Source organism: Ideonella alba (assembly GCF_018069845.1).
Classification (GTDB): Bacteria; Pseudomonadota; Gammaproteobacteria; order Burkholderiales; family Burkholderiaceae_C; genus Ideonella; species Ideonella alba.
In genome coordinates, this window is the sequence record NZ_JAGQDD010000006.1 from 180,225 (window position 1) to 197,943 (window position 17,719).

The following is a 17,719-nucleotide window of genomic DNA, read 5'->3' on the forward strand; positions in this document are numbered from 1 at the left end:
CCGCATGAACGCGACGCCCACCTCCTCCGCCCCCGCCAACGGCGTTCAGCGCCTGGACGACTGGGCCCTGATCCACGCCAGCGGCGACGATGCCGGCAGCTTCCTGCAAGGGCAGCTGAGCAACGATGTGCTGGGCATGCAGCCGGGCGAAGCCCGCTGGGCCGGCTACTGCACCGCCAAGGGGCGGCTGATCGCCACCTTCCTGGTCGTGCGTCAGCCCGGCGGTGGCTACCTGCTGGCCTGCAGCGCCGACCTGCAGGCCGCCGTGCTCAAGCGCCTGCGGATGTTCGTGCTGCGCGCCAAATGCCAGCTGAGCGAACCGGCCTGGCGCGTCTGGGGGCTGCTGGGGGCCGCTGGCGTGCAAGCCGCAGGTGTGCCGCTGGAGCCGATGCGCGCCAGTGCCACCTCGACCGGCCTGGTGGTGCGGCTGCCCGACAGCCAGGGCCAGCCGCGCTGGCTGGCGGGCCTGTCCGAAGAGCATCCGCCGCTGGGCGAGCCCCTGCCGGCCGGCCTGTGGTCCTGGCTGGAGGTCTGCAGCGGCGTGCCCCGGGTGACGGCCGCGACCGCCGAGGCCTTTGTGCCGCAGATGGTGAACCTGGAACTGGTGGGCGGCGTGAGCTTCAAGAAGGGCTGCTACCCGGGCCAGGAGGTGGTGGCGCGCAGCCAGTACCGGGGCACGCTGAAGCGGCGCGCCCTGCTCTGGCACGGCGAGGCCCCGATGGCCGCCGGCCAGGAGGTGTTCTCGGCGGCCGATCCCGGCCAGCCCGCCGGCATGGTGGTGCTGGCCGCGCCGGCACCCACCGGCGGCTGGGACGCGCTGGTGGAGACCAAGCTCGACGCCGTGTCCGCCCCGCTGCACCACGGCGCGCCGGACGGCCCGGCGCTGGCCGCCCGCCCCCTGCCCTACGCGCTGCCGGCGGATGCCGCCTGATCGGGCCGGCCCGGTGCCCGGCACCGCCTGGTTCATCTACTATCGGGTGGCGCCGTCGCGCAGCGCCGAGTTGATGGCTGCGGCCCGCGGTCTGGTCGCCGAGGCCTGCGCCGCCTTCCCCGGGTTGCAGGGCCAGCTGATGCAGCGCCCGCTGCCCGACGCCGCGACCGGCGAGCTGACACTGATGGAGATCTACCACCTGCCCCCCGCGCTCAGCGCCCAGGACGAGGCCGCGCTGGGCGAATGGCTGTCCCGCCGGGCACAGGAACGCCTGGGCCACGCGCTGGCGGGCAGCCGCCACCTCGAGGTCTTCGTGCCATGTGCCTAGTGGCCCTGGCCCTGGACGCCCACCGGCGCTTCCCGCTGGTGCTGGCGGCCAACCGCGACGAGTTCTTCGAGCGCCCGGCCGCGCGTCTGGCCTGGTGGACACCGGAGGGCGGCGGCCCGGCGGTGCTCAGCGGGCGCGACCTGTCCGCCGGCGGCACCTGGCTGGGCCTGACTGCCGAGGGCCGCCTGGCCGTGGTCACCAATGTGCGCAAGCCGGTGGCGCCCGATCCGCAGGCGCCCTCGCGCGGTGGCATCGTGCTGCGCTGGCTGCGTGGCGACCAGCGGCCCGAGCAGTTCTGGCCGTCGGTGGCGCTGTCGGGCCACCAGCCCTTCAACCTGCTGGCGGCGGATTTCCGCGAGGGCCTGAGCTTCTGGGCCAGCAGCGAGCAGGCCAGCCCGCGCCGCCTGGAGCGCGGTGTCGCCGGGCTCAGCAACGGGATGCTGGATGAGCCCTGGCCCAAGGTCCGGCGCCTGAAGGAGCGTATGCACGATGCGATCGACGTGGCGGCCTCGGTGGACGACCTGGCCAGCCGCCTGATGGCGGCTCTGGCCGATCGCCAGATCGCGCCCGACGATGAACTGCCCGACACCGGCATCGGCACCGAGCGCGAGCGCTGGTTGTCTTCGGCCTTCATCCGATCGCCCGATGGCCACTACGGCACCCGCTGCTCCACGCTGGTGATCACCGAGCGCCAGCCCAAGCACCTGGTCACCCATGTGTTCGAGCGCACCTTCACGTCGGGGCCCGGCCTGGCGCTGCTGCGCCACTCCACCTTGCACGACTGGCCGCCGAAGTACCGCCTGGACGATGACACCGAGCCTGAACGATCGGTGCGCGTGTCGCCGGTGGCCGAAGGCCAGCTGGCCGAACACCGGCCCGAGGCGGAACCCGTGCGCAAGCGCCGTGTGCGCAGCCTGCTGCGGCCGGCCGACAAGCTTTGAGCGCCGCGCGCGGGCCAGCGCCCGCGCCAAGTCGTTGGAGGCGCCCCTACAGCGGGCAGACCATCTCGATGTGGGCGATGCCCGCCTCCTCGAACTCCGGCCCGCGCGGCACGAAGCCGGCGCGCCGGTAGAAGCCCGCCGCGCTGGTCTGGGCATGCAGCAGCACCTCCCGGTCGCCGCGCTGGCGCGCCGCAGCCATCAGCGCATCCAGCACGTGGCGGCCGATCTGGCTGCCGCGCATCGGTCGCTGCACCGCCATGCGGCCGATCTTGGCCACGCCGGGCACGTGCTCCAGCAGCCGCCCGGTGGCCAGCGGCAGGCCGAAGCGGTTGAAGGCCACGGCATGCAGGCAGGCGGCATCGGCCGCGTCCCACTCCATCTCGGCGGGGATGCGCTGCTCCTGCACGAAGACCTGCTGGCGGATCGCACCGGCCTCGCGGCCCAGTTCGTCCCAGGTGCCCACGCGCACCTCGACCATCGCCTCGCCGGCCTCGAATCCCTGCAGCACACGGCGCAGGTCGGGCGGCACCGGCAGCGACTTCTTCGCCACCGGGTCAGCGAAGACATAGACCAGCTCGCCGCTGACCAGCAACTCCTCGCCGCGGAACACGCCGCTGACCCAGCGCATCGACGAGTTGCCGATCTGCTCGCAGCGGATGCCGGTCTCGATCGCGTCGTCGTACTCGGCCGAGGCGTGGTACTCCAGCGTCGCCTTGCGCACGTACAGATCGCCGCCCAGGGCGTCCATGGTGGCGTGGTAGGGCAGCGCCAGCGCGCGCCAGTAGCCCGCCACCGCGGTGTCCATGTACATCAGGTAGTGGCCATTGAAGACGATCTTCTGCAGGTCCACCTCGGCCCAGCGCACCCGCTGGCGGTCCAGATAACGGAAATCGGCGCGTTTCATGCGTTCCAGGCCTTTCGCAGGGCATCGGCCGCCACCTGCTGGGCCTGGCCGGCCTCCTTCAGGATGCGGCCCATCTTGATGAAGTCATGGGTCAGGCCCCGGTACAGCTCCAGCTCGACCGGCACGCCGGCCAGACGCAGCCGGTCGGCGTAGGCCAGGCCCTCATCGACCAGGGGGTCGCACTCGGCCAGCAACACGCAGGCCGGGGCCACGCCGTCCACGTCGGGGGCCAGCAGCGGGGCGAAGCGCCAGTCGCTGCGGTGGTGGCGGTCGATGTAGTGGTCGAAGAACCAGGCGATGGCCGCCGCATCGAGCAGAAAGCCATTGGCGAACAGGGTGTGCGAGCCGGTGTCTGCATGCGCGGTGGTGCCGGGCGTGATCAGCAGTTGCAGGGCCAGCGGCAGGCCGGCGTCGCGGGCCTGCAGCGCCGCCACCGCGGCCAGCGTCCCGCCGGCGCTGTCGCCGCCGACGGCGATGCGGGTACCGTCCAGGCCCAGGCTGGCAGCGCCCTCGTCGATCAGCCAGCGCAGCGCGCTGACGCAGTCGTCCACCGCGGTGGGAAAGCGGTGCTCCGGCGCCAGCCGGTAGTCCAGCGACAGCACCGCGCCACCACTGCGCAGCGCCAGCTGGCGGCACAGGCTGTCGTGGGTCTCCAGGCCGCCGATCACGAAGCCGCCACCATGCAGATACAGCAGCAGCGGCAACCGCTCGGTCGAGGGCGCATACAGGCGCGCGGCCAGCAGGGCCCCACCGGCGCCGGGCACCTGCAGATCCTCCACCCGCGGCAGCGGCGCGCGCGGCGGCTCGAGCACCTCGGCGCCGGCGACATAGGCACGCCGGGCGTCTTGCGGCGACAGCGTGTGGAAGGGCGGGCGCTTGGCGCGCTGGATCCGCTCCAGGATGCCGGCCATGGCCGGCGTCAGCAGGTGGGTACTCAAGGAAAGTCTCGGGAGCACGGGGGCGCAGGCCTGAGCATACTGTGCCCTCCTCCATCCCGAACTCCGTCATGGCCCGCATCCTGTACCTCACCCAGATCGACATCGACTTCGGCGTGGTCGCGCAACTGCCTGCCGAATGCGCGCGCATCGGCATCCGCCGCCCGCTGGTGGTCACCGACCCGGGTGTGCGCGCCGCCGGTGTGCTGGACCAGGCGCTGGCCGCGCTGGGCGAGGTGCCGCATGCGGTGTTCGACCGCACGCCGTCCAACCCCACCGAGGCGGCGGTCCGGGCGGCGGTGTCGCAGTACCGCGATGAAGGCTGCGACGGCCTGATTGCCGTGGGCGGCGGCTCAAGCATCGACCTGGCCAAGGGCGTGGCGATCGCCGCCACCCACGAGGGCCCGCTGAAGACCTACGCCACGATCGAGGGCGGCAGCCCGAAGATCACCGACCGCGTGGCGCCGCTGATCGCCGTGCCCACCACCGCCGGCACCGGCAGCGAGGTGGCACGCGGCGCCATCATCATCGTCGACGATGGCCGCAAGCTGGGCTTTCACAGCTGGCTGCTGCTGCCCAAGGCCGCACTGCTGGACCCGGCACTCACGCTGGGCCTGCCGCCCGCATTGACGGCTGCCACCGGCATGGACGCGCTGGCCCATTGCTTCGAAACGTTCATGGCCGCGGCGGTGAACCCGCCCGCCGATGGCATCGCGCTGGACGGCCTGGCACGTGGCTGGGCCCACATCGAGCGCGCCACCCGCGACGGCCAGGACCGCGAGGCGCGCTGGCAGATGATGAGCGCCAGCATGCAGGGCGCGATGGCCTTCCAGAAGGGCCTGGGCGCAGTGCACAGCCTGAGCCACAGCCTGGGCGGCGTGAACCCGCGCCTGCACCACGGCACGCTCAACGCGATGTTCCTGCCCGCCGTGATCCGCTTCAACGCGGGTGCCGACAGCATCCAGCGCGAGCGGCGTCTGCAGCGCATGGCGCAGGCCATCGGCCTGCCGGGCTGTGACAGCCAGGGCACCGAGCTGGCCGAGGCCGTGCGCGAACTGAACGCCCGGCTGGGCCTGCCCAGCGGTCTGGGCGCGCTGGGCGTGACGCCGGAGCTGTTCGACCGCGTGATCACTGGCGCGATGGCCGACCATTGCCACGGCACCAACCCGCGTGTGGCCACGGCCGACGAGTACCGCGAGATGCTGCACGCCTCGCTGTGAGTCCGCCATGAAAAAAGCCCGGCCGCTGGTGGCGGCCGGGCCCGGGTGCGCCTGCGGTCGGCAGGCGACTTCAATCGATCAGTGGAACTGCTCTTCCTCGGTCGAGCCGGTCAGCGCCTTGACGCTGGACGAGCCGCCCTGGATGACGGTGGTCACGTCGTCGAAGTAGCCGGCGCCGACTTCCTGCTGGTGCGACACGAAGGTGTAGCCGCGGTCGCGGGCCGCGAATTCCGGCTCCTGCACCTGGTTCACGTAGTGCTTCATGCCTTCGCCGCGGGCGTAGTCGTGGGCGAACTGGAAGGTGTTGTACCAGTTGATGTGGATGCCGGCCAGCGTGATGAACTGGTACTTGTAGCCCAGCGCCGAGAGGTCTTCCTGGAACGAGGCGATCTGCTTGTCGTCCAGGTTCTTCTTCCAGTTGAACGAGGGCGAGCAGTTGTAGCTCAGCAGCTTGCCCGGGCAGGCGGCGTGCACGGCCTGCGCGAACTCGCGGGCGAAGCCGATGTCGGGCACGCCGGTCTCGCACCACACCAGGTCGGCGTAGGGCGCGTAGGCCACGCCACGGCTGATGGCCTGCTCCAGACCGTTCTTCACGCGGTAGAAGCCTTCCTGGGTGCGCTCGCCGGTCAGGAAGGGCTTGTCGTTGGCGTCGTGGTCGCTGGTGATCAGGTTGGCGGCCTCGGCGTCGGTGCGGGCCAGCACGATGGTCGGCACGCCCATGACGTCGGCGGCGAAGCGCGCGGCGATCAGCTTCTCGATGGCTTCCTGGGTCGGGACCAGCACCTTGCCACCCATGTGGCCGCACTTCTTGACGGCGGCCAGCTGGTCTTCGAAGTGCACGCCGGCAGCGCCCGCGGCGATCATGTTCTTCATCAGTTCGAAGGCGTTGAGCACGCCGCCGAAACCGGCTTCCGCGTCAGCAACGATCGGCAGGAAGTAGTCGACGAACTGCTCGTCGCCCGGGTTGATGCCACGGCTCCACTGGATCTCGTCGGCACGCTTGAAGGTGTTGTTGATGCGGCGGACCATGGTGGGCACCGAGTCGTACGCGTAGAGCGACTGGTCGGGGTACATGGTTTCGCTGGTGTTGCCATCGGCGGCGACCTGCCAGCCCGACAGGTACACGGCCTCCAGGCCGGCCTTGGCCTGCTGCATCGCCTGACCGGCGGTGATCGCGCCGAAGGCATTGACGTAGCCCTTCTTGGCGCCGCCATTGACCTTCTCCCACAGCTTCTCGGCACCACGCTGGGCCAGCGTGTACTCGGGCTGCAGGCTGCCGCGCAGGCGCACCACGTCAGCCGCGCTGTAGCCGCGCTTGACGAGCTTCCAGCGGGGGTTCTCGGCCCAGTCCTTTTCGAGGGCGGCGATCTGTTGTTCGCGGGTCAGTCGGGTCATCAATGCTCTCCTGGCAAGGGGGAAGTGAGGATCAAGATGGGCGTTAGCTTAACCCGAGCCACAGGCCTGCGAACACTTGTGTCTTATATAAGACTACTTTTTCATCTCAATAAAAACAACAACTTATCCATCATCTTCCGCAGTGTGAAAGACAATTTTTCGAAATGAGAAATTTTGCGGCATCGCAGCATCGCCGCATTTCACATGGCGCAACCGTCATTTCGTCATGGTAAACACGCATCCCCGCTCCGCCCGCCAGGCGCTGCCTACACTTCCAACCCCTCCCCGACACGGCGGACACCCCGCCCAGCGTTCATGACCGGATTCGCCTACCTGGCGCAGACCAGCTTCCTGCGCTGCCCGAGCACCCATGCCGCGCCCGCAGCGCCTTTCGCAGTGGCCGGCCTGGCCTGGGACGGCAGCGTGACCAACCGACCAGGCGCCCGCTTCGCACCGGCAGCCATCCGCCAGGCCAGCCACACGCTGTGCGACGGCACCCATCCGCTGTTCGGGTTGGACCTCGACGGCGTGCTGGCCGACGCGGGCGACCTGCCGCTGCCCAACACCAGCCTGGAGGGCATGCGCGCCGCGCTGATGCCGCAGTTGCCGGCGCTGCTGCAGCGCCACCGCATGGCCTGGCTGGGGGGCGACCACTCGGTCACGCTGCCGCTGCTGCGCGCCTACCGTGCGCACCTCGGCCAGCCGCTGGGGGTGGTCCACTTCGATGCCCACTGCGACACCTGGGAAGACCATTTCGGCGAACCCAGCGGCCATGGCACCTGGGTCTGGGAAGCCATCCAGGAAGGCCTGGTCGACCCTGTCTGCTTCACCCAGATCGGCATCCGGTCGGCCGCGGTGCCGGAGGCGCGCGACCATGTCCGAACCCAGGGCGGCCAGATCTTCACCGCCCGCGACCTGCGGGGCCAGGACGGTCCGGCGGCGCTGGCGCCCGTGGTCCAGGCCATCCGGCAGCGCTGGGAGGCGCAGGGCCGCCCGCCGCTGTACCTGAGCCTGGACATCGACTGCCTGGATCCGGCCTTCGCCCCGGGCACCGGCACGCCCGAACCGGGCGGCCTGAGCAGCAGCCAGTTGCTGACCCTGGTCGAGGAGCTGTGTGCGCTGCCCTTTGTCGGCATGGACTGCGTCGAGGTGGCGCCGCCCTACGATCACGCCGAGCTGAGCAGCCTCGCCGCCGCCCATGCGGTGTGGACCTGGTTGTGCGGGCAGCGGCGCCTGGCCGGGCTGTAGTTCAGACGACCCAGGCTGGTGCCGCGCTGCGCTGCGCCGGTGCAGCCCACGCACCAGGGCGGCGCGGCGCGCGACAGCCCCCAGGGCCTTTGACATCGGACAAGGGCGACGCCCGGACAGACCCGAAGAATGGGCCATCGCAACGTCGCCGGAGGATCCCACCATGGCCCAGGCCCTGACCCCCGAACTGCAGCGCCAGCTGCAGGCCCGCCTCGCTCCGTTCGAGGCGCTTGATGCCTGCCATGCCCGGGTGATCGAACACCTGCAGGTGCTCAACCGTCTGATCGACCACCTGGAGCGCCACAGCGTCGACCCGGCGGCGCGCCAGATGGCCGGCGCGGTGATGCGCTTCTTCGAGACCGAGGCGCACGAGCACCACCGCGACGAGGAGCGCACCGTGTTCCCGCCGCTGCTCAGCGGCCAGGATCTGGAGCTGGTGCGCCACGTCCAGCGCCTGCAGCTGGACCACGGCTGGCTGGAGGAAGACTGGCGCGAGCTGGCGCTGCAGCTCTCTGCGGTGGCCGATGGCTACAGTTGGTACGACCTGGACGCCCTGCGCGCCGGGGTCGAGGTCTTCACCGCCCTCTACCACGACCACATCGCGCTGGAGGAATCGCTGATCTACCCGCAGGCCCGCCTGGCCCTGTCGGAAGAGGTGGACGGTCTGGGCCGGCGCCTGGCCGAGCAGCGCCGCGCCTTCATCGGCTGAGGCCGACCGGCGGCTGCCGCGCCAGGCACTCCCGGTGGTGTGAACAGGCCCTACAGCGGCAGCGCCGTGGTCTTCTTCACGGTGCGCAGCACCAGCATCGAGTTCGACCGCTCCACGCCGGGCAGGCGCATCAGCACCTGGGTGTGGAAGCGCTCCAGGTCTTCCGCATCCCGGTAGGTGAAGCGGATCATGTAGTCGTTCGAGCCGGTCAGGTAGTAGCAGTCCAGGATCTGCGGCTCGTCGCGCACCGCCTGCTCGAAGGCTTCCAGCAGGCTGTTGGTCATCGACTCCAGGTTGATGATCGTGAAGCTGGTGCCGTGCTGGCCCACCGCCTTGGGGTTCAGCAGCGCCACGGTCTGGGCGATCACGCCCGCCTCCTCCAGCTGCTTCACGCGCCGCAGACAGGCCGACGGCGACAGGTGGACCCGCTGCGCCAGCTCCACATTGGAGAGCTTTCCGTTGTGCTGCAGCTGGGTCAGGATGGCCCGATCAATCGCATCCAATTGCAGGCTGGGGGAGCTGTTTCGCATGATCGTGCAATCTTCGCACAGATCCTCGCATGAAATTGCGCCAGACCGGGTTCCTCCGGGGTCGGCGCGCAAGCACATTGCGCGTGCCGACGCCTACACTGCCTTCCAACGATTTTTCGGGGCAGCAGACTGATCGGCAATGATCTTGTTGGTCTGAAGCTTGCTCGATAGAGAACATCACCGCCAGAGGGCTTGCCTAGCGCATAACGTATGAGTTTCCTGAGCGTCGACCGCGATCTTGCCCGGCAGTCCTACTACGCTGCCACCGCCCCGCGCACCCAGACCTTTCCTGCCCTGCAGGGTGCGGTCGACTGTGATGTCGCCATCGTCGGCGGCGGTCTGGCCGGCCTGTGCGCGGCGTTGGACCTGGCCAAGCAGGGCCGGCAGGTGGTGCTGCTTGAAGCCCGCCAGGTGGGCTGGGGCGCCAGCGGCCGCAACGGTGGCCAGGCGATCCACGGTCTGGCCTGCGACCAGGAGACCATTGAAGCCCAGCTGGGTCTGGACGACGCCCGCCGTGTGTGGGACATGTCGCTCGAGGCGCTGGATCTGCTGCGCGAACGCATCGCCCAGCACGGCATCGACTGCGACTGGCGCGATGGCTACCTGGGCGTGGCCACCTCGGCGGGCAAGGGCGCGGCGCTGACCGCCTGGGCCGAGCGCATGGCGCGTGTTTACGGTGCGCAGTTCACGCTGGTGGCCCCATCAGCCATTCAGGACTGGATCGCCAGCCCGCGCTACCACAGCGGTCTGCACGACCCGCGCTCCGGCCACCTGCATCCGCTGAAGTACGCACTGGGCATCGCCCGCGCCGCCGCCGCCGCGGGAGTACGCATCCACGAAGACAGCCCGGTCACCGCGCTGCAGCCCGGCGATGTCGTCCAGCTGAGCACCGCGCAAGGTCAGGTGCGGGCACGCCAGGTCCTGCTGGCCGGCAACGTCTACCTGCAGGGCGTGGCCCCGCAGCTGGAACAACGGATCATGCCGGTCGGCACCTACATCGTCTGCACCGAGACCCTGGACAGCGGTCTGGCCGACTCGCTGGTGCCCAGCCGCTCGGCGGTCTGCGACACCAACTTCGTCCTCGACTACTTCCGCACCACCAACGACCACCGCATGCTCTACGGCGGCCGCGTCAGCTACAGCACGATGACGCCGCCCAACCTGGCGGCCAGCATGCACCAGCGCATGGCCGGGACCTTCCCGCAACTGCGCGACGCGAAGATCGAGTTCGCCTGGGGCGGCTTTGTCGACATCACCATGAACCGCGCGCCCGATTTCGGCCGCCTGGGCAGCAACCTGTATTACCTGCAAGGCTTCTCGGGACACGGCCTGGCCTTGACCGGCCTGGCCGGCCGCCTGGTGGCCGAGGCGATGACCGGTGATGCCTCGCGCTTTGACGTCTTCGCCCGGCTCAAGCACCATCCCTTCCCGGGCGGTCGGCTGCTTCGCACGCCGGCCCTGGTGCTGGGCATGGCCTGGTACCGTCTGCGCGACCTGTTGGGATGAGCACGATGAACGACATGACCCTGCCCCCTGACAACCCTGCCGCCAAGCCGGTCGTGCTGGTGCCGGCCTGCAACCGCATGCTGGGCGAGCACCCGTTCCACATCGCCGGCAAGAAGTACATCGACGCGGTCCGCCTGGCCGGCGCCCTGCCGCTGGTCGTGCCGGCCGCCGAGGCCGCCGAGATCGACGCCCTGCTGGACATGGCCGATGGCGTGCTGCTGACCGGCTCGCCCAGCAACGTGCACCCCAGCCACTTCGGCGAGGAGGTCCATGACCCGTCGCTGCCGCTGGATCCGCTGCGCGACGGCTGGACCCTGCCGCTGATCCGCCGCGCACTGGCGCGTGGCATTCCGCTGTTCGGCATCTGCCGCGGCACCCAGGAAACCAATGTGGCCCTGGGTGGCTCGCTGCACCAGGCGGTGCATGAGGTGGACGGCCACGACGACCACCGCCCCCGCGAGGGCGCGCCCGCGGCCGAGGCCTATGGCGCCGCCCACCCGGTGACGGTGCAGCCGGGCGGCCACCTGGCTGGCCTGTTCGGCGCCGGCACGCAGTTCAGCGTCAACTCGGTCCATGGCCAGGCGGTCAATCGCCTGGCCGATGGGCTGCGCGTCGAAGCGCGTGCGCCCGACGGCCTGGTGGAAGCCTTCTCGGTGGCCAGCGCGCCGGGCTTCAGCCTGTGCGTGCAATGGCACCCCGAGTGGCTGGCCGCCGACAACCCGCAGTCGATCGCGATGCTGGGCGCCTTCGGCCAGGCCTGCCGCGCCTACCGCGACCGCCACCGGGCCCCTCAGCCAGCCCGCAACTGACGCTCTGAACACGCCGGGGCCCGCGCGGCCCGGCGCTCCCCCCAGCGGGGAGCACACCCAACCCGCGCGCGAAACCATCCAGGTGCCGACATGGCCAGCAAAGAACTCTTCAATTTCCACGAGCTTGAACATTGGCTCAATGAACACCGCGTCACCGAGATCGAGTGCCTTGTGCCCGACCTCACCGGCGTGGCCCGCGGCAAGATCCTGCCGCGCGAGAAATTCACCGAGGACCGCGGCATGCGGCTGCCCGAGGCCGTCGTGGCCATGGGCGTGACCGGCGAATTCCCCGAGGAAGGACCCTACTACGACGTCATCAGCCCGATGGACCACGACATGCACCTGCGGCCCGATCCGGCCTCGGTGCGGCTGGTGCCCTGGGCCGTGGACCCCACCGCCCAGGTGATCCACGACTGCTACGACCGCGACGGCCAGCTGGTGCCCTTCGCGCCCCGCTCCGTGCTGCGCCGCGTCTGCGACCTGTTCGCCGCCGAAGGCTGGGATCCGGTGGTGGCGCCCGAGCTCGAGTTCTACCTCGTCGCCCGCAACACCGACCCCGACATGCCGCTCAAGCCGCCGATCGGCCGCAGCGGTCGCTCCGAGACCTCCCGCCAGGCCTACTCGATCGACGCGGTCAACGAGTTCGATCCGCTGTTCGAGGACGTCTACGACTACTGCGACAAGATGGAGCTCAACGTCGACACCCTGATCCACGAGATCGGTGCCGGCCAGATGGAGATTAACTTCTTCCACGCCCACCCGCTGGGCCTGGCCGACGAGGTCTTCTTCTTCAAGCGCACGGTGCGCGAAGCCGCGCTGCGCCACGACATGTTCGCCACCTTCATGGCCAAGCCGATCGCCGGTGAGCCGGGCAGCGCCATGCACATCCACCAGTCGGTGGTCAACAAGGCGACCGGCCGCAACATCTTCAGCAAGGAAGACGGCAGCCCCAGCGACGAGTTCTACTGGTACATCGGCGGCCTGCAGAAGTACATCCCGGCGGCCATGGCGCTGTTCGCGCCCTATGTGAACAGCTACCGCCGCCTCGCCCGCTTCACTGCCGCGCCGATCAACATCCAGTGGGGCACCGACAACCGCACCGTGGGCATCCGCAGCCCGCTGGCCTCGCCCCAGGCCCGGCGCATCGAGAACCGCGTGATCGGCGCCGACGCCAACCCCTACGTCGCGCTGGCCGCCACCCTGGCCTGCGGCTACCTGGGTATCAAGAACAAGGTCGCCCCCACGCCCGAGTGCAAGGGCGACGCCTACCTGGGCGAGTACCAGCTGCCGCGCAGCCTGGGCGAAGCGCTGAACCTGCTGCGCAACGAGAAGGACCTGGCCAGCGTGCTGGGCGAGTCCTTCGTCACCGTCTACACCGAGGTCAAGGAGATCGAGCACGCCGAGTTCATGAAGGTGATCTCGCCGTGGGAGCGCGAGCACCTCCTTCTGCACGTCTGACCTGCCGACCTGATTCGAGAGCAACACCATGCAAGACAACATCGTCATCCAGGCGCCCGCCGTGGCGACCAAGCGCAGCACCCGCGAGTGGCAGCAGGCCGACTCCAAGCACTTCCTGCACCCCTTCACCGACTTCGGCAGCCTGAACAAGAAGGGCTCTCGGATCATCACCAAGGCCGAGGGCATCTACATCTGGGACAGCGAGGGCCACAAGATCCTCGACGCGATGAGCGGCCTGTGGTGCGTCAACGTCGGCTACGGCCAGCAGGCCCTGATCGACGCCGCCACGCGCCAGATGAAGGAGCTGCCCTTCTACAACGCCTTCTTCCAGACCGCCACGCCGCCGTCGATCGAACTGGCCGAGTTGCTGGCGCAGGTCTCGCCGCCCGGCTTCGAGCATGTGTTCTTCACCGGCTCGGGCTCCGAGGGCAACGACACCATCGTGCGCATGGTCCGCCGTTACTGGGACATCCTGGGCCAGCCCGAGCGCCACGTGATCATCAGCCGCAAGAACGGCTACCACGGCTCCACGATGGCCGGTGCCTCGCTGGGCGGCATGAGCTACATGCACGCCCAGGGCGGCCTGCCGATTCCCGGCATCGTCCACATCGACCAGCCCTACTGGTACGAGAACGGCCGCGACATGAGCCGCGCCGACTTCGGCAAGGTGGCCGCCAGCTGGCTGGAGGCCAAGATCCTGGAGGTCGGCCCCGAGAAAGTGGCCGCCTTCATCGGCGAGCCGGTGCAGGGCGCCGGCGGCGTGATCGTGCCGCCCGAGACCTACTGGCCCGAGATCCAGCGCATCTGCGACCAGTACGGCATCCTGCTGGTCTCCGACGAGGTGATCTGCGGTTTCGGCCGCACCGGCAACTGGTTCGGCAGCCAGACCATGGGCTCAAAGCCCGACCTGATGACCTTCGCCAAGGGCGTGACCTCGGGCTACATCCCGCTGGGCGGCGTGATGGTGGGCGACCGCGTGGCCAAGGTGCTGATCGAACAGGGCGGCGACTTCAACCACGGCTTCACCTACTCGGGTCATCCGGTGGCGGCGGCGGTGGCGGTGGCCAACATCAAGCTGATCCAGCAACTGGGCCTGGTCGAGCATGTGCGCGACAACGTGGGCCCGTATCTTGCTGAGCAGTTCGAGTCGCTGCGGGATCACCCGCTGGTGGGCGATGTCGATCACTGCGGGATGATGGCGGGATTGCTGCTGGTCAAGGACAAGGCGAAGGGCACGCTCTTCCCGTCGGAGCTGGAAGTGGGCATGGTCTGCCGCGGCCACTGCTTCGGTAACGGCCTGATCATGCGTGCCGTCGGCGACCGCATGATCATTGCACCGCCGCTGGTCATGTCGCGCGCGCAGATCGACGAGCTGATGGCCCTGGTGCGCAAGTGCCTGGACCTGACGCTGGCCGACGCCACCCGCCAGGGCTGGCTGTGAGCGTGGTCGGGTGCCGCCCCCGTGGTGGACGCCCGACAGCCCTCGCAACCCCCGTTGCAGCCTTGGTCAACCGCCACCTAGACTCGTCCGCTGAATGGGCGCGATCCGCCAGCCTCCGCTGAGGACCGCCACTGTCACTCCCCTACCCCAAGCCACCCCGGAGGTCTCACCACCATGAAGTTCAGATCCGTCCGCTCGGTCCTCGCCCTGGCCAGCGCCAGCCTGCTGCTCGCAGCCGGTCAGGCCTTCGCACAGGAAGAGGAGAAGGTCCTCAACATCTACAACTGGTCCGACTACATCGCCGAAGACACGATCAAGAACTTCGAGAAGGAAACCGGCATCAAGGTCCGGTACGACAACTTCGACAACAATGAGATCGTCCACGCCAAGCTGGTGGCGGGCAAGACCGGCTACGACATCGTCGTGCCCTCGTCCAACTGGGCCAAGCTGCAGATCGACGGCGGCCTGCTGCGCAAGCTCGACAAGAGCCAGATCCCCAACTGGAAGAACCTGGACCCGGCGGTGCTCAAGCAGCTGCAGGCCATGGACCCGACCAATGACTACCTGGTCGACTGGCTCTGGGGCTTCACCACCGTGGGCATCAACGTCGACAAGGTCAAGGCGGCGCTGGGCAGCACGCCCATGCCCGAGAACGCCTGGGACCTGGTCTTCAAGCCCGAGTACATCTCGAAGATGAAGTCCTGCGGCGTATCCTTCCTGGACTCGGCCTCCGAGATCGTGCCGGCCGCGCTGCACTACCTGGGCAAGCCCTCGTTCAGCAAGAACCCGTCCGACTACGCCGCGGCGGCGCAGCTGCTGAAGTCGGTGCGCCCCAGCGTCACCCTGTTCAGCTCCTCGGGCTACATCAACGACATGGCCAACGGCTCGATCTGCCTGGCGCTGGGCTGGTCGGGTGACATCAACATCGCCCGTCAGCGCGCGATCGATGGCAAGACCGGCCAGAACATCCAGGCCCTGATCCCGAAGACCGGCGGTCTGCTGTTCTTCGACGTGATGGTCATCCCCGCCGATGCGGCGCACCCGGGCAATGCCCACAAGTGGATCAACTACGTGCTGCGCCCCGAGGTGCATGCGCAGCTGACCAACAAGGTGTTCTACGCCAACCCGAACAAGGAATCGAAGAAGTTCGTGAAGCCTGAAGTGGCGTCGAACCCGACCGTGTTCCTGTCGGACGAGGACATGAAGAAGATGGTGCCGCCGGACTCGTTGAACAACGACCTGCGCCGGCTGATGACGCGCACCTTCACCTCGTTCAAGACCGGCCTCTGAGGCCTCGCGACCGGAACACCATGAGTCCCTCTCCCGCCAGCAACAGCGCCGACGCCCACTTCCTCCAGATCCAGGATGTGGTCAAGGACTTCAGCGGCTACAAGGCCGTCAACCATGTCAGCCTCGACATCGCCAAGGGCGAGATCTTCGCCCTGCTCGGCTCGTCGGGCTGCGGGAAGACCACGCTGCTGCGCATGCTGGCGGGTTTCGAGACCCCCACCTCCGGTCGCATCATCCTCAACGGCCAGGACCTGGCCGGGCTGCCGCCGTATGAGCGGCCGCTGAACATGATGTTCCAGTCCTACGCGCTGTTCCCGCACCTGACGGTGTGGGACAACATCGCCTTCGGGCTGCGGCGCGACGGCCTGCCCAAGGACGAGGTGGCCGCGCGGGTGGATGCCATGCTCAAGCTGGTGCAGCTGGGCAAGTTCGCCAAGCGCAAGCCGCACCAGCTCTCGGGCGGTCAGCAGCAGCGCGTGGCGCTGGCGCGCAGCCTGGCCAAGCAGCCGCAGCTGCTGCTGCTGGACGAGCCCCTGGGGGCGCTGGACAAGAAGCTGCGCGAGCAGACCCAGATCGAGCTGGTCAACATCATCGAGCAGGTCGGCGTGACCTGCGTGATGGTGACCCATGACCAGGAAGAGGCGATGACCATGGCCTCGCGCGTGGCGGTGATGAGTGAAGGCCGCTTCCTGCAGGTGGGCTCGCCCTCCGAGGTCTACGAGACCCCGCAGACCCGATTCGTGGCCGACTTCATCGGCAACGTCAACCTCATGGAAGGCACGCTGGACGAGGACTACGCCGACCACGTGGTCATCGGCTGCGACGACTGCAAGCACTTCGTCGGCCACGGCATCACCGGCACCCAGGGCATGCCGGTCACGGTGGCGCTGCGGCCCGAGAAGATCCACCTGTCCCGCCACAAGCCGGCCGATGACTACAACACCGTGCGGGGCACGATCGAGGAGATGTCCTACTTCGGCAGCTTCACCGTCTACCGCGTCAAGCTGGCCAGTGGCGCCATGCTCAAGGTCAGCCAGGCCAACACCGTGCGCCAGCGCGACGACGAGCTGACCTGGGGCGACAGCGTCTGGGCGCACTGGTCGCGCTCGGCCCACGTGGTGCTGACCCAATGAGGACGCAGCCATGAAAGCCCTGGTCCGGCGCCTGCAGCGCCTGTTCACCGGCCGCACCGGCGTCATCGCCCTGCCCTACGGCTGGCTGCTGCTGTTCTTCCTGTTCCCCTTCCTGATCCTGGCCAAGATCAGCGTCTCCGAGATGGAGACGGTGACCTTCAAGGACGTGCTGACCTGGAAGGAAGGGGTGCTCGCGCTGACGCTGAAGTTCACCAACTACCAGTTCATCGCCAGCGACGACCTCTACTTCCTGACCTACATCGCCAGCCTGAAGTACGCGGCGGTGACCACCCTGCTGTGCCTGCTGATCGGCTACCCGTTCGCCTACTTCATGGCGCGCGCCAAGCCCACGATCCAGCCCACCCTGCTGATGCTGGTGATGCTGCCCTTCTGGACCAGCTTCCTGCTGCGGGTGTACTCCTGGAAGGCCCTGCTGTCTGAACACGGCTGGGTGTCCGACCTGCTGATCGTCACCGGCGTGGACCAGTTGCTGGTGGCCGGCGGCCTGATCAGCGCGCCAGGCAAGTTCATGAACACGCCGTTCTCGCTGGTGCTGGGCATGACCTACACCTACCTGCCCTTCATGATCCTGCCGCTGTACTCCAACCTGGCCAAGATGGACCTGCGCCTGCTGGAAGCCGCGGCCGACCTGGGCGCCACGCCCTGGCAGGGCTTCTGGCGCATCACGGTGCCACTGTCCAAGGCCGGCATCATCGCCGGCTCGATGCTGGTCTTCATTCCCTGCGTCGGCGAGTTCGTGATCCCCGAGCTGCTGGGCGGCCCTGAAACACTGATGATCGGCCGCGTGGTCTGGGACGAGTTCTTCTCGAACAACGACTGGCCGATGGCTTCCAGCGTGGCCGTGGTGATGATCCTGCTGATCATCGTGCCACTGGCCATCTTCAACAAGTACCAGGCCGAAGCGCAGGAGAACCGCTGAC

Annotated in this window: 17 protein-coding genes; 13 read left to right on the top strand and 4 right to left on the bottom strand. The window is 68.6% G+C overall.

Going from position 1 to position 17,719, the window contains the following annotated elements:
- The first annotated feature begins 4 nt into the window (after nt 1-4).
- From ygfZ to KAK03_RS10955, 3 genes are read left to right on the top strand one after another with little or no spacing between them, the layout of a single operon-like run.
- Complete coding sequence (gene ygfZ, locus KAK03_RS10945; protein WP_210853987.1) at nt 5-931, top strand: CAF17-like 4Fe-4S cluster assembly/insertion protein YgfZ; 927 nt, start codon at nt 5-7, stop codon at nt 929-931.
- A complete protein-coding gene (locus tag KAK03_RS10950) occupies nt 921-1,259 on the top strand; it encodes a DUF4936 family protein (protein WP_210853988.1) in 339 nt (112 codons plus the stop codon). The genes ygfZ and KAK03_RS10950 overlap by 11 nt, the downstream gene beginning before the upstream one ends.
- Nucleotides 1,250-2,200, top strand: coding sequence for an NRDE family protein (locus KAK03_RS10955; protein WP_210853989.1), 951 nt, complete (start codon nt 1,250-1,252; stop codon nt 2,198-2,200). Before KAK03_RS10950 ends, KAK03_RS10955 begins: the two co-directional genes overlap by 10 nt.
- Nucleotides 2,201-2,246: 46 nt before the next feature.
- Here KAK03_RS10955 and KAK03_RS10960 read toward each other — a convergent pair whose 3' ends face one another.
- Both KAK03_RS10960 and KAK03_RS10965 read right to left on the bottom strand, forming a co-directional pair.
- A complete protein-coding gene (locus KAK03_RS10960) occupies nt 2,247-3,104 on the bottom strand; it encodes a YbgC/FadM family acyl-CoA thioesterase (RefSeq protein WP_210853990.1) in 858 nt (285 codons plus the stop codon).
- Nucleotides 3,101-4,015, bottom strand: coding sequence for an alpha/beta hydrolase (locus KAK03_RS10965; RefSeq protein WP_210854034.1), 915 nt, complete (start codon nt 4,013-4,015; stop codon nt 3,101-3,103). The genes KAK03_RS10960 and KAK03_RS10965 overlap by 4 nt, the downstream gene beginning before the upstream one ends.
- Nucleotides 4,016-4,110: 95 nt before the next feature.
- Between KAK03_RS10965 and gbd the strand changes: the two genes are divergently transcribed.
- Nucleotides 4,111-5,259 carry a 4-hydroxybutyrate dehydrogenase gene (gene gbd, locus KAK03_RS10970; RefSeq protein WP_210853991.1) on the top strand — a complete coding sequence of 383 codons (1,149 nt, stop codon included), beginning with the start codon at nt 4,111-4,113 and terminating at the stop codon, nt 5,257-5,259.
- 78 nt (nt 5,260-5,337) lie between these two features.
- Here the strand turns inward: gbd and aceA are convergent, their stop codons facing one another.
- Nucleotides 5,338-6,654 (bottom strand): isocitrate lyase, encoded by a 1,317-nt coding sequence (aceA, locus tag KAK03_RS10975; protein ID WP_210802064.1) that lies wholly within the window; start codon nt 6,652-6,654, stop codon nt 5,338-5,340.
- Nucleotides 6,655-6,969: 315 nt separating this feature from the next.
- Here aceA and speB point away from each other — a divergent pair, with 315 nt between their 5' ends.
- Nucleotides 6,970-7,902, top strand: a complete 933-nt coding sequence (gene speB, locus KAK03_RS10980; protein ID WP_210853992.1) for an agmatinase — start codon at nt 6,970-6,972, stop codon at nt 7,900-7,902.
- Between the two features lie 163 nt (nt 7,903-8,065).
- The gene (locus KAK03_RS10985) at nt 8,066-8,611 is read left to right on the top strand and encodes a hemerythrin domain-containing protein (protein WP_210853993.1); all 546 of its coding nucleotides are present in this window, start codon (nt 8,066-8,068) and stop codon (nt 8,609-8,611) included.
- 50 nt (nt 8,612-8,661) lie between these two features.
- On the opposite strand, the gene KAK03_RS10990 is transcribed toward KAK03_RS10985, so the two are convergent.
- Nucleotides 8,662-9,141 carry an Lrp/AsnC family transcriptional regulator gene (locus tag KAK03_RS10990; protein ID WP_210853994.1) on the bottom strand — a complete coding sequence of 160 codons (480 nt, stop codon included), beginning with the start codon at nt 9,139-9,141 and terminating at the stop codon, nt 8,662-8,664.
- Nucleotides 9,142-9,351: 210 nt separating this feature from the next.
- On the opposite strand from KAK03_RS10990, the gene KAK03_RS10995 reads away from it, so the two are divergent.
- From KAK03_RS10995 to KAK03_RS11025, 7 genes are all read left to right on the top strand, one after another.
- A complete protein-coding gene (locus tag KAK03_RS10995; RefSeq protein ID WP_210853995.1) occupies nt 9,352-10,647 on the top strand; it encodes an NAD(P)/FAD-dependent oxidoreductase in 1,296 nt (431 codons plus the stop codon).
- 14 nt (nt 10,648-10,661) lie between these two features.
- Complete coding sequence (locus KAK03_RS11000) at nt 10,662-11,456, top strand: gamma-glutamyl-gamma-aminobutyrate hydrolase family protein (RefSeq protein WP_210853996.1); 795 nt, start codon at nt 10,662-10,664, stop codon at nt 11,454-11,456.
- Nucleotides 11,457-11,546: 90 nt separating this feature from the next.
- A complete protein-coding gene (locus tag KAK03_RS11005) occupies nt 11,547-12,914 on the top strand; it encodes a glutamine synthetase family protein (RefSeq protein ID WP_210853997.1) in 1,368 nt (455 codons plus the stop codon).
- 28 nt (nt 12,915-12,942) lie between these two features.
- Entirely contained in the window at nt 12,943-14,355 is a 1,413-nt protein-coding gene (locus KAK03_RS11010) for an aspartate aminotransferase family protein (protein ID WP_210853998.1), read from the top strand.
- Between the two features lie 174 nt (nt 14,356-14,529).
- Entirely contained in the window at nt 14,530-15,645 is a 1,116-nt protein-coding gene (locus KAK03_RS11015; protein ID WP_210853999.1) for a polyamine ABC transporter substrate-binding protein, read from the top strand.
- Nucleotides 15,646-15,665: 20 nt separating this feature from the next.
- Complete coding sequence (locus KAK03_RS11020) at nt 15,666-16,778, top strand: ABC transporter ATP-binding protein (protein WP_210854000.1); 1,113 nt, start codon at nt 15,666-15,668, stop codon at nt 16,776-16,778.
- A gap of 10 nt (nt 16,779-16,788) precedes the next feature.
- Nucleotides 16,789-17,718, top strand: a complete 930-nt coding sequence (locus KAK03_RS11025; RefSeq protein WP_210854001.1) for an ABC transporter permease — start codon at nt 16,789-16,791, stop codon at nt 17,716-17,718.
- The last annotated feature ends 1 nt before the right edge of the window (nt 17,719 follow it).